Source organism: Streptomyces katrae (assembly GCF_000717655.1).
GTDB classification, from domain to species: domain Bacteria; phylum Actinomycetota; class Actinomycetes; order Streptomycetales; family Streptomycetaceae; genus Streptomyces; species Streptomyces katrae_B.
In genome coordinates this window covers 19,373-30,497 of sequence record NZ_JNZY01000022.1, presented here as the reverse complement: position 1 = coordinate 30,497, position 11,125 = coordinate 19,373, and the positions used below count along the sequence as shown (strand labels likewise).

Genomic DNA, 11,125 nt, shown 5'->3' with positions numbered 1-11,125 from the left:
GAACGTACGCCACTTTCACAACTTTGTGAAGCTAGGAAAACGTATAAAGTCAGGAGGGTGGCGGACGACATGGATGTACAGGCCCGGGCGCAGGGCGTACGGAACGACGAGGCGGTCTCCCGCTTCGTGGAGCGGTTCGCCGCGCAGCTGACCGAGGCGGGAATGCAGCGGATGGCCTCGCGGGTCTTCGCGCAGCTGCTCGCGAGCGACAGCGGATCGATGACCTCGGCGGAGCTGAGCGAGGCGCTGCAGATCAGTCCGGCGGCGGTGTCGGGGGCCGTGGCGTACCTGACGCAGGTGACCATGGTCAGCCGGGAGCGGGAGCCGGGCTCGCGGCGGGACCGGTACGTGCTGCACAACGAGCTCTGGTACGAGACGTTCACCCGGCGGGACCAGGCGCTGACCCTCTTCGAGAAGACGCTGCGCGACGGGGTGGCCGGGCTCGGCGCGGACAGCCCGGCGGGGGTGCGGATGGCGGAGACGGCGGAGTTCTTCGAGTTCCTGCAGGGTGAGATGACCGGGATGATGGACCGCTGGCGCGCCCACCGGGCCACCCTGGACCTGCCTTAGCCGGGCCGCGGCCCGGACCCCGCGCGGCGGGCCCGGGCGGGGACAACGGGCCCGCTGCGCGCAGGAGCCTCTCGCCGCCCCGCCCTTCTCCGTTTCCCCGGCTCTGCCGGGACCCGCACCTCAAACGCCGGCGGGGCTGGATTCGGCCGGGTGCGGCCGGGCAGGGCTGAGGTTCGGCCTCAGTGCGGCAGCGTCAGGGACCAGGCCGCCGGGCGGAGGGTCCAGGTGCGGCGGCGGACCGGGCCCGCCACCAGCGCGTCCGCCCGGTAGCGGAAGTCCGAGCCCGACACCGTCACCGAACCCGCCCTCGCCCGCAGCGAAGGCCCGCCGGCCACTCGGACCGTCACCTCCGCCACGCCGTCGGAGGACACCGGCACCACCCGGAGGTCCTCCACCACCCGGTCCACGTCCACCAGGACCCGCCCGTCCACCTCCACCCGCAGCCGGTGCCCCGCCGCAGCCCCCGCCGGGACCAGCGTCCGCACCAGCGAGCGGTACGCACTCCAGACGGACGGCCGCGGTACCGCCCGGACGGGTGGAATCCGCAGATCCCCCAGCACCACCCCGTCGCTGTCGTCCACCAGCAGGTCCCGCGTCCGCACGGCCCCGTCCAGCACCGCCCGCGCCGCCGCCACCGCGGACAGCGGTACGCCCAGGGACCGGGCCAGCCCCAGCGAGCCCGCGGGGCCGACCGGGACCAGGGAGAGGGCGCCCTCGCCCAGCCTCCGCTCCCGGTACAGCAGCCCCACGGCCCGGACCAGCGCCCGGTCGTCGCCCACGATCACCGGCTGCCGATGACCCCGGCGGGCAAGTGCCCGCGCAAACTCCTCCTGCGAGTCCGGGAGGCAGATTTTCGCTGCCGCGCCCGCTGACAGAACATCCTTCGCGATCCGCACGGACTCGCCGTCAAGACGGCGGGCGACCGGGTCGACGAGCACGAGCAGGCCGCCTACCGGCGCGCCCGCGTGGCTCATGGTGGGCTCTGGAGCCGACACCTCGGTCCTTCCTCGGGTAGCATCTTTGTGCAAGAGGCCCTTGCGCTATTGCGCCAGGGCCTTCGTCTATTCCGGGGTACCGGTCCGACGGCTCAGCCTGCGGTGTACATCGTCGTACGCCCCCTGACCTTGGACATGCCCCATCCGGAAGAGGTGTACGCCTGTGCCCGCTCTTGTGCTGCTCGGAGCTCAGTGGGGTGACGAGGGCAAGGGAAAGGCCACCGACCTGCTCGGTGGATCCGTTGATTATGTGGTGCGCTACCAGGGTGGCAACAACGCCGGCCACACGGTCGTCGTAGGCGACCAGAAGTACGCGCTGCACCTTCTCCCTTCCGGCATCCTCTCCCCCGGATGCACCCCTGTCATCGGCAACGGCGTCGTCGTCGACCCGGCCGTCCTGCTCTCCGAGCTGCGCGGTCTGAACGAGCGCGGCATCGACACCTCCAAGCTGCTGATCAGCGGTAACGCGCACCTGATCACGCCGTACAACGTCACCCTCGACAAGGTCGGCGAGCGCTTCCTCGGCAAGCGCAAGATCGGCACGACCGGCCGCGGCATCGGCCCGACGTACGCGGACAAGATCAACCGCATCGGCATCCGCGTCCAGGACCTGTACGACGAGTCGATCCTCACCCAGAAGGTCGAAGCGGCGCTCGAGGGCAAGAACCAGCTCCTCGCGAAGCTCTACAACCGCCGCGCCATCGAGGCCGCCGCGATCGTGGAGGAGATGCTCCAGTACGCGGAGCAGATCAAGCCGTACGTCGCCGACACCACGCTGATCCTCAACAACGCGCTCGACGAGGACAAGGTCGTGCTCTTCGAGGGCGGCCAGGGCACCCTGCTCGACGTAGACCACGGCACGTACCCCTTCGTCACCTCCTCGAACCCGACCGCCGGCGGCGCCTGCACCGGCACCGGCGTGGGCCCGACGAAGATCAGCCGTGTCATCGGCATCCTGAAGGCCTACACGACCCGCGTCGGCGCCGGCCCGTTCCCGACCGAGCTGTTCGACCAGGACGGCGAGGACCTGCGCCGCATCGGCGGCGAGCGCGGCGTGACCACCGGCCGCGACCGCCGCTGCGGCTGGTTCGACGCGCCGATCGCCCGGTACGCCACCCGCGTGAACGGTCTGACGGACTTCTTCCTCACCAAGCTGGACGTGCTGACCGGCTGGGAGCAGATCCCGGTCTGCGTCGCGTACGAGATCGACGGCAAGCGCGTCGAGGAGCTCCCGTACTCCCAGACGGACTTCCACCACGCGAAGCCGATCTACGAAAACCTCCCCGGCTGGTCCGAGGACATCACCAAGGCCAAGACGTTCGCGGACCTCCCGAAGAACGCCCAGGCGTACGTGAAGGCCCTCGAGGAGATGTCGGGCGCCCCGATCTCCGCGATCGGCGTCGGCCCCGGCCGTACCGAGACGATCGAGATCAACTCGTTCCTGTAGCAGCACCGCGGAGGGGCGGTGCGCCGTGTGGCGCGCCGCCCCTCCGGCGTGTCCGCCGCCAGAAGGCCGCGGGAGCCTCCGGCCGGTAAACTGATGCCATCAGGCCCGCGCTGTTCAACCGCGGGAGCGCACCGCTCGGTCAGGCGTCCGCGAGGGTGCGAGCACTTCTCCCCCGGACGGCATGCGCACACGTCGCGCCAGTCGCGGGCAACTCCCTTCAGCTGCACAGGAGTTTGCCATGAGCAACGTCCTGCCGCGGGCGGCGGCCCTTGCTGCCGCAGCCCTCCTGGCAACAACCGGCGCCTCACTGGGCGCCACCCAGGCGTCAGCCTTGCCGACGACCCCCACTTGCCGTGTGGCCGACCTGGACCTGGCCGTCGGCGGGCCTGAACGCGCCGGGGGGTCGGTCACTTACCCGATCCTGTTCACCAACACCACTGGCCACACCTGCGCGTTGCGCGGATATCCGGGCGTCAGCGTCACGGATGCCCGGCACCGCCAGATCGGCACCTCCGCGATCCGCACCGGCGAGCCGATCAGCACGGTGTTCCTCGGCCCCGACGACACGGTGACCGCCACCATGCGCACCAACACCCGCTCCGGTGCACCGAGCTGCCGGCAGCCGTCGGCCTACGTGAAGGTCTACCCGCCGAACAGCGGCGTGGCCGTGGAAATCCCCTACAACCTGCGGGTGTGCGGGATGTTCGAGATAAGCCCGGTGGAAGCTTCGGACTGAGTGCCGGCCGCACGGGCGGGCCTAAGGGGCGGTGCGCCGTACCGCGCACCGCCCCTTGTGCCTACCCGTCGGCGGATCAGACCGTCTGGTACCAGCCGAGCAGGTCGAAGATCAGGTCGATGTCCTGCCAGCCCTGGTTCCAGAAGTCGACCATGCCCCCCTTGCCCCCGGACGTCTGCACCAGGTTCGGAACGGTCGCGCCCGCCGTCCAGTTCAGGGACGAAGAGACGGGCCGCTGCGGCGTGACCGCGGTGCCCTTCAGGTAGTCGGGCCACGTATTGGGGTCGGCGGCGACCGACAGGAAGCCCGTCCCGGTGGTGTTGGTGACCGTGGTGTTCAACACCCAGCCGTCGATGTCGGAGTTCGTCGTATCGCCGTCGAGTTGCACCGGGAGGTACGTACGGGCCGGGATCGGGCCGGCCTTCCGGCCCCAGCTGTCCTTGCGGGTGTCCATGATCCGGTACGGCCCCGCGATGGACACGAGGGCGGACCTGCTCTCCGTGCTGTAGTAGCCGACCACGTCGGCCACCACGTCGGCCCGGTCCCAGCTGCCGTTGCGGATGGTGATCTTCCCGTCGGGGCCGATCGGCACGATCACCGAGTTGGCGACCGTCTGACCGGCGGTGAAGTTCAGGCTCGACGTGGACGGCGCCGCCTGCCCGCCTGGGTACGCGGTCAGGTGTCCGGCCGCCCGGGGATTGGTGGCCGTCAGGTTGAGCGCCACGGCGGTGGCGCCCTTCGGTACGCCACCGCGCCCGGCGATGTCGACCCCGAAGGTGCCGTAGCCGGGGACCTGGCCCTTCGCGGTACCGAGGCCCTCCCGGGTGTCGACGGCGCGGACCGGGTCCAGGGTGGTGTAGCCGCTGGCGGTCGACGCCGTGAAGTAGCCGGTGACGTCCGCGAGCAGGTCGACCGACTCCCAGCCGCCGTTGATCAGGTGCACGGAGCCGTCCTCGCCGACCGGCACGATGACCTGGTTCGCAACGGTCTGCCCCGCGACGTAGTTCAGGTTCGACCCCTCGTCGAAGCCGTAGTCGCGGGGCTGGGCCACGACGTGGCCGGCTCCCGTGGCGTTGGTGGCGGTGACGTTGAGGACCACTGCGCGGACCCCGACGGGGACCTTCGCGGCGCCCCCGACCTTCAGGACCACCGAGCCCCGCCCCGCGACCTTGGCCTGCGCGGCGCCGATGCCCGCGCGGGTGTCCAGCAGCCGGGTGGGCGCGTGCGGGGTGTACTCGCTGCCCGAGGTGACGAAGTCGAGCCGGTTCACGGCCTGGACGCCGTTCGTGGTGTCCTTCACCGTGACCGTGACGGCGTACGCGCCGACCTTGGCGTACTTGTGCTCGGTGTTCCGCCAGTCGGAGCCCGAGCTGGAGGCGGTGAGCCGGTCCGTGGCCCCGTCGCCCCAGGCGATGGTGATGTCGAGCTCGGCGGGTTCGCCCGTGACGAGGGTCCGCAGGTCGATCGAGTGCGCGGTGGGCGCGGTGGCTGCCAGGTCGATCGCGAGGTAGGCGTCACGCGACGCGTCCTGCGCCCGCGCAGTGGCCGCCCCGGCCCCCGGTCCGGGCAGCGGTGTGCGGACCGTACGGTCGGCAGGGCTGGAGAAGGTCTTTCCCCCGGGCAGCGTCCCGCCCTTGCCCGGGTTCGCACCGGGCGCCGCGGACGCCGCGCGGGCGGCGGGCGCGACGGGGTCGGCCGCGTGGGCCGTTCCGGATACGAGGCCTACACCCGCCGCCACGAGGGCAGCGGAAAACATGAGACGGCGACGGAGCACCGTTCCCCCCTTGGTCTGGTGCGGAACCTTGAACAGGTTCGAAATCCCGCTCAGCGTACAGACCGGTCAGCGGCTTGATCCACCGGGTTCTTGCCCGGCACCGAGCAGGGCGTCGATGCCCGCCTTGATCTGGCCGACCTGCACGTCCCGCGCCATGAGGTGCTCGAACAGGCTCGGCACGAACGGGGCCAGGAGCAGGTGCGCCAGGACCGGGGCGTCGGCCTCCGGGCGGGCCTGGCGCAGCAGCACCGCGACGTGCGTGTGCATGGTCAGGTACGCACCGCTGGCGTACCGGGCGCCCGGCGAAGCGGCCTCGGCCACGGCCATCACGGCGCGCTGCTCGACGAGCCGTTCGGCCAGGGTGTGCAGGAAGGCGCGCAGCCGGACCGCGGGCGGCGCCTCGGGGCCGAGCGGGGCCGGCCCCCTCATGAAGGCCTCCTGGAAGCGCCGCTCGTCATCGTCGAGCAGTGCGAACAGCAGGCTGCTCACGTCGCCGAAGCGGCGGTAGACCGTACCGACCCCCATGCCGGCGGCATGGGCGACGGCGTTCATGGTCACGGCGTCCGGCCCCTCCTCGGCGACCAGCCGCGCCGCCGCGTCGAGGATCTTCCGCCTGTTCCTGGCGGCGTCCGCGCGCTCGGGCGGGGCCTGTCCCGTGACCGGGAGTTCGATGCGGCTCATACCCCGAGGCTACCCGACACCCCTTGCCAAGCGGATGACTATCCGCTTTACTCTCCCCATCGAACCGGATAGCAATCCATTTACAGACGGGGTCCTCACCATGAGCGCCAAGGTCGCGGTCGTCTACTACTCCTCCACCGGAAACGTCCACGAGCTCGCCAAGGCCGTGGCCGAAGGCGCCGAGAAGGCGGGCGCCGAGGTCCGCCTGCGCCGGGTGCCCGAACTCGCCCCCGACGCGGCCATCGACTCGAACCCGGCATGGCGCCGGCACGTCGAGGACACCCAGCACGTCGAGGTCGCCACCCTCGACGACCTCGTCTGGGCCAACGCGTACGCGATCGGCTCGCCGACCCGGTACGGCAACATCGCGGGCCAGCTGAAGCAGTTCCTCGACACCACGGGCGGCCTCTGGCAGCAGGGCGCCCTCGCCGACAAGCCGGCCACCGGCTTCACCAGCGCGCACAACGCGCACGGCGGCAACGAGTCCACGCTGCTCGCCCTCTACAACACCTTCCACCACTGGGGCTCGGTCATCGTCTCGCCCGGTTTCACCCACCCGGTCGTCTTCGGCGCCGGCGGCAACCCGTACGGCACCTCGCACCCGGCCAGCAGAGGCGCCGTCAGCGAGGAGACCCTGGCCGCGGCCCGCTACCAGGGCGAGCGCCTGGCCGCCTTCGCCACCCGCCTGGCCGCCACGGCCGACCTCACCTGACGCCGCGTGCGGTACGCAGACGCCCGGTGCACACCGAGGGGCCCGTCAGCGAGTGGGCCGCCTTGCCGTCCTTGCCGTGTTGGCCGACGACGTCGACCACCACGTCGGCGGGGGCGTTGAGCGCCACCGCCGTGACCCCCTTGCCAGGTCCGCCGGGGCCCGTCCGCCGTTGAAGAGGCCGACGTAGCCGTCGGCGCCGACCGGCACGATGACCGGGTTCGGGACGGACTGGCCGGCCGCGCGGTTGAGGTTCGACGCACTGAACGTCACGCACCCAACTCCCGCACGGCCGACCGGATTCCGGCCCCCGGTATCGGTGGCCTCTACCAGGCGAGCTGCGAGATCTCCTCGGCCACCACGGCGCAGGCGTCCGCGGCCGGGTCGATCAGCGGGAAATGACCGACGCCGTCCAGCAGGGTCAGGCCCACGGTCTCCCCGGCCTTGGCCGCGGCGGCCACGTACGACTCGGCCACCGACGGCGGGACCACGATGTCCTCCCGGCCGTGGACGACGGCCGTCGCGATCCCGGTCGGCAGCAGGGCCGCCGGGTCCGCGAACGGCAGGCGCTCCGCCCACTGGTCGGCGCCGCCCAGCAGCTGCGCGGACGCCCCGCCGCACACACCCAGCTCCTCCGCGGCCACGAAGTCCGCGATGGGGGCCAGCGCCACCACGCCGCGCAGCAGCGGTGGGGAGGGCAGCCTCCAGGCGGCCGGGGACTCGGGCGGCAGGACGTGCCGGGCTGCGGCCCACAGTGCGAGGTGGCCGCCCGCGGAGTGGCCGGTGATGACCGTACGGCGCGGGTCGGCCTGCGGGAGGTGGGCCGCGGCCAGGTACGGGAGGGCGTCCATCGCGGCGGCGACGTCGTCGAAGGTCTCCGGCCAGCGGCCGGCCACGTGGCCCTCGGCGTTCTGGCGCGGCAGGGAACTGCCGCGCCGGTACTCGACGTTGGCGACGGCGAAACCCCGGCGCGCCAGGAAGTCCGCGAGCGGGGTGATGTGGTGCCGGTCGTACGGGGCCCGCCACGCACCGCCGTGCAGGACCACGACCAGCGGGGCCGCACCCGTCGCGGTGTCGCCGCGCGGGACGTAGAAGTCGATCACCTGGTCGGGGTGGTCCCCGTACGGCCCGGTCGCGTCGGGGGCGACCGGCGGGTGGGCGAAGGCCGAGGCGGCCTCGGCGGCGTCCCGTTCGACTGCGGGGTCCGTCATCGGCTCAACCTCTCGGTAACGCGTGGGACTGGTGTTCCGGCAGAGCGGGACCGTATCAGGCCGGAACAGGACCTTCCGTGGTGGGCGGCGGTCAGGGCCGGGATGTGCGGGGGCGGACGGAGCCGAAGCCCCGCCCGCCCGGTTGCCGTGACGTTTCGCCCCTACATCACCCGAAAATGTGACCCAGTGTCCGGGCGGCACGCTCCGCATCGGCGAAACCGACGTAGAGCGGGGTGAAACCGAAGCGCAGGACGTCCGGTGCACGGAAGTCCCCGATCACACCGCGGGAGATCAGGTCGTCCATGACCTCACGGGCGTTCTCGGTGCGCAGCGAGACCTGGCTGCCGCGCCGGTCGTGCTCGGCCGGGGTGACCGATTCGACCTTGCCGGCCGGGACGTACGCCGCCACGCACTCCAGGAAGAAGTCCGTCAGGGCAAGGGACTTGGCCCGTACGGCTTCGACCGGGACCCCGTCCCAGGCGTCGAGCGCCGCTTCGAGGGCCAGCATGGACAGGATGTCCGGGGTGCCGACCCGGCCGCGTATCGCGCCGGCCGCCGGGGCGTAGTCCGGGGTCATCGCGAAGGGTTCCGCGTGGCCGTTCCACCCGGGCAGCGGGGAGTCGAACGCGGCCTGGTGGCGTGCGGCGATGTAGAGGTACGCCGGGGAACCGGGCCCGCCGTTCAGGTACTTGTACGTACAGCCGACCGCGAGGTCGACGGCGTGCTCGTCGAGGTCGACGGGGAGGGCGCCGGCCGAGTGGCAGAGGTCCCAGACGGTGACGGCCCCGGCGGCACGGGCCGCCGCGGTCAGGGCCGGGAGGTCGTGGAGGCGGCCGGTGCGGTAGTCGACGTGGTTGAGGAGGACGACGGCGGTGTCCTCCCCCATCGCCCCGGCCGCGTGGGACGGGTCGACCGGGACGACGGTGAGGCCGGTCATCCGGGCGGCCGACTCGGCGATGTAGCCGTCGGTGGGGAAGGTGGACGCGTCGACCAGCAGCTGCGTGCGGCCGGGGCGGGCCAGGCGGGCGGCGCCGACCAGGGCCTTGAACAGGTTGACGCTGGTGGAGTCGCCGACGACCGTCTGACCGGGGGCGGCGCCGATGAGCGGGGACAGCTTGTCGCCGATCCGCTCGGGGGCGGTCCACCAAGTGCCGGTGCTCCAGGACTGGATGAGCTCCGCGCCCCACTCGTGGGTGATGACCTGGGCGATGCGCTGCGCGACGCCGGTCGGGAGGGCGCCGAGGGAGTTGCCGTCCAGGTAGACGACGCCGTCGGGGAGCGTGAAGCGGTCGCGGAGCTTGCCGAGCTCGTCGGCGGTGTCCAGTTCCGCGGCGCGGGCGGCCAGGTCCGCCGAGACGTTCGCGTCAGACATGGCTTCGCGCCGTCCAGAGCTCGGGGAAGACGTTCTTCGTGGCGCGCTTCTCGAGCCAGGTCACGCCGGCCGAGCCGCCCGTGCCGGTCTTGGCGCCCATCGCGCGGCGGGTGGCGACCAGGTGGTCGTTGCGCCAGCGCCAGACGAGCTCCGCGACGTCCGTGAGGACCTCGCCGAGGCGGTGGAGGTCGAGCTGGGCGTCGGGGTCCGCGTACAGGGAGGTCCAGACGGCCTCGACCTCGGGTGAGGGCTCGTACCGCTGGGAGAGGTCGCGGTCCAGGACCTCGGCCGGGACCGGCAGGCCGCGGCGGGCGAGCAGGCGCAGCACCTCGTCGTAGAGGCTGGGCTCCTGGAGGGCCTTCTCCAGTTCCGCGTGGACGCGCGGGGCGCCGCGGTGCGGGACGAGCATGGAGGCCGACTTCTCGCCGAGCAGGAATTCCATGCGGCGGTACATCGCCGACTGGAAGCCGGAACCCTCGCCGAGGGCGGCGCGGTAGGCGTTGAACTGGCCCGGGGTGAGCTGGGCGAGCGGGCGCCAGGAGGCGTTGAGGGCCTCGAGCTCGCGGAGGGATCGTTTCAGCGCATCCATCGCGACGGGGATGCGGTCCTCGCGGAGGGCCTTCGCGGCCGTCTCCCATTCGTGGACGATGACCGTGAACCACAGCTCCATGACCTGGGTCGTCACCAGGAAGACCATCTCGCCCGGGTCGTCCGAGCGCAGGTGCTGGAGGTGGGTGAGGACGTCCGCCTGGACGTAGTCCTCGTACGGGGTCGTGCCGGCGAAGTCGAGGTTCGGGGTGTCCGAACCGGCTCCGGAGGCATCAAGGGTGTTCGACATCGCTGTCTCCTCGACACGTGCTTCCGGGTAGCGGTCCGCTCCTTCCGATGGGTGAGTGGAGCCCCGGTCCCCTGCCCGCATCATAGGACCGGTTGCCGGACTCGCTCCAGCGCGGTGTGACCGGGGTCACGGTCACTTTTGGGACACTGTGGCCGATCGGGGCCCCGGTGCGGGGCCCCGACCACGTACGTCTGCGCGCGGCTCAGGCGCCGAGGACGTCCGCCGCCGTCTCGGACGAGTCGCGCAGGAAGGTCGAGCAGCGCTCGTACTCCTCCTTCTCGCCGATCGCTTCGGCTGCACGGGACAGGGCGTACAGGGCGCGCAGGAAGCCGCGGTTCGGCTCGTGCTCCCACGGCACCGGGCCGTGGCCCTTCCATCCCGCGCGGCGCAGGGCGTCGAGGCCGCGGTGATAGCCCGTACGGGCGTACGCGTACGACTCGACGGTGCGGCCGGCGGCGAACGCCTCGTCGGCGAGGGTCGCCCAGGCGAGGGACGAGGTCGGGTGAGCGGCGGCCACCTCGACGGCGGGCGTGCCCGCGGCGAGGGCCTCGCGGCCCGGCTCGTCGGGGAGGTGGGTGGGGGCGGGGCCCCCGAGCAGGTTCTGGTGAATGGACATGGTCCAAGTCTGGGGTATCGGGCCCCTCCGCGGTGCGGCGGTGGCGCGTACGGGCGGTGGTCCAACCACCGCTGCGGCTCCCGTGGGCGAGGGGTGGTGGGCGCCCCACCACCAGTCGGCCCAGTCGTGTGCCCGGCGCACCTCCCCGGCGAGGGGGCTGCGGGCGGACGGTAGGA

Annotated in this window: 12 protein-coding genes; 4 read left to right on the top strand and 8 right to left on the bottom strand. The window is 72.1% G+C overall.

Annotation, left to right across the window (positions count from 1 at the left end; all coding sequences use genetic code 11):
• Nucleotides 1-69: 69 nt before the first annotated feature.
• Nucleotides 70-570, top strand: coding sequence for a GbsR/MarR family transcriptional regulator (locus IF09_RS0124560; protein ID WP_030299187.1), 501 nt, complete (start codon nucleotides 70-72; stop codon nucleotides 568-570).
• A 179-nt stretch (nucleotides 571-749) separates the two neighbouring features.
• Here the strand turns inward: IF09_RS0124560 and IF09_RS46390 are convergent, their stop codons facing one another.
• Entirely contained in the window at nucleotides 750-1,544 is a 795-nt protein-coding gene (locus IF09_RS46390; protein ID WP_078613421.1) for a diacylglycerol kinase, read from the bottom strand.
• A gap of 184 nt (nucleotides 1,545-1,728) precedes the next feature.
• Here IF09_RS46390 and IF09_RS0124550 point away from each other — a divergent pair, with 184 nt between their 5' ends.
• Together IF09_RS0124550 and IF09_RS0124545 are read left to right on the top strand one after the other, a co-directional pair.
• Complete coding sequence (locus tag IF09_RS0124550; RefSeq protein WP_030299184.1) at nucleotides 1,729-3,012, top strand: adenylosuccinate synthase; 1,284 nt, start codon at nucleotides 1,729-1,731, stop codon at nucleotides 3,010-3,012.
• A gap of 238 nt (nucleotides 3,013-3,250) precedes the next feature.
• Nucleotides 3,251-3,748, top strand: coding sequence for a DUF4232 domain-containing protein (locus IF09_RS0124545; protein ID WP_158710034.1), 498 nt, complete (start codon nucleotides 3,251-3,253; stop codon nucleotides 3,746-3,748).
• A gap of 76 nt (nucleotides 3,749-3,824) precedes the next feature.
• On the opposite strand, the gene IF09_RS0124540 is transcribed toward IF09_RS0124545, so the two are convergent.
• On the bottom strand, nucleotides 3,825-5,486 hold the full coding sequence (locus IF09_RS0124540) for a PKD domain-containing protein (RefSeq protein ID WP_158710033.1): 1,662 nt from the start codon (nucleotides 5,484-5,486) through the stop codon (nucleotides 3,825-3,827).
• Nucleotides 5,487-5,588: 102 nt separating this feature from the next.
• Complete coding sequence (locus IF09_RS0124535) at nucleotides 5,589-6,203, bottom strand: TetR/AcrR family transcriptional regulator (protein ID WP_030299178.1); 615 nt, start codon at nucleotides 6,201-6,203, stop codon at nucleotides 5,589-5,591.
• 100 nt (nucleotides 6,204-6,303) lie between these two features.
• Here IF09_RS0124535 and wrbA point away from each other — a divergent pair, with 100 nt between their 5' ends.
• Nucleotides 6,304-6,915 (top strand): NAD(P)H:quinone oxidoreductase, encoded by a 612-nt coding sequence (gene wrbA / locus IF09_RS0124530; RefSeq protein ID WP_030299176.1) that lies wholly within the window; start codon nucleotides 6,304-6,306, stop codon nucleotides 6,913-6,915.
• On the opposite strand, the gene IF09_RS48015 is transcribed toward wrbA, so the two are convergent.
• The 5 genes from IF09_RS48015 to IF09_RS0124505 form a co-directional block, all read right to left on the bottom strand.
• Nucleotides 6,908-7,042 carry a hypothetical protein gene (locus tag IF09_RS48015; RefSeq protein ID WP_267882171.1) on the bottom strand — a complete coding sequence of 45 codons (135 nt, stop codon included), beginning with the start codon at nucleotides 7,040-7,042 and terminating at the stop codon, nucleotides 6,908-6,910. The two genes, wrbA and IF09_RS48015, sit on opposite strands and share 8 nt — an antisense overlap.
• 196 nt (nucleotides 7,043-7,238) lie before the next feature.
• Nucleotides 7,239-8,123, bottom strand: coding sequence for an alpha/beta hydrolase family protein (locus tag IF09_RS0124520; protein ID WP_030299174.1), 885 nt, complete (start codon nucleotides 8,121-8,123; stop codon nucleotides 7,239-7,241).
• 166 nt (nucleotides 8,124-8,289) lie between these two features.
• Nucleotides 8,290-9,495, bottom strand: a complete 1,206-nt coding sequence (gene kynU, locus IF09_RS0124515; protein WP_030299172.1) for a kynureninase — start codon at nucleotides 9,493-9,495, stop codon at nucleotides 8,290-8,292.
• On the bottom strand, nucleotides 9,488-10,333 hold the full coding sequence (locus IF09_RS0124510) for a tryptophan 2,3-dioxygenase family protein (protein ID WP_030299170.1): 846 nt from the start codon (nucleotides 10,331-10,333) through the stop codon (nucleotides 9,488-9,490). The genes kynU and IF09_RS0124510 overlap by 8 nt, the downstream gene beginning before the upstream one ends.
• Before the next feature lie 202 nt (nucleotides 10,334-10,535).
• On the bottom strand, nucleotides 10,536-10,949 hold the full coding sequence (locus tag IF09_RS0124505) for a DUF3151 domain-containing protein (protein WP_030299166.1): 414 nt from the start codon (nucleotides 10,947-10,949) through the stop codon (nucleotides 10,536-10,538).
• Between the last annotated feature and the right edge of the window lie 176 nt (nucleotides 10,950-11,125).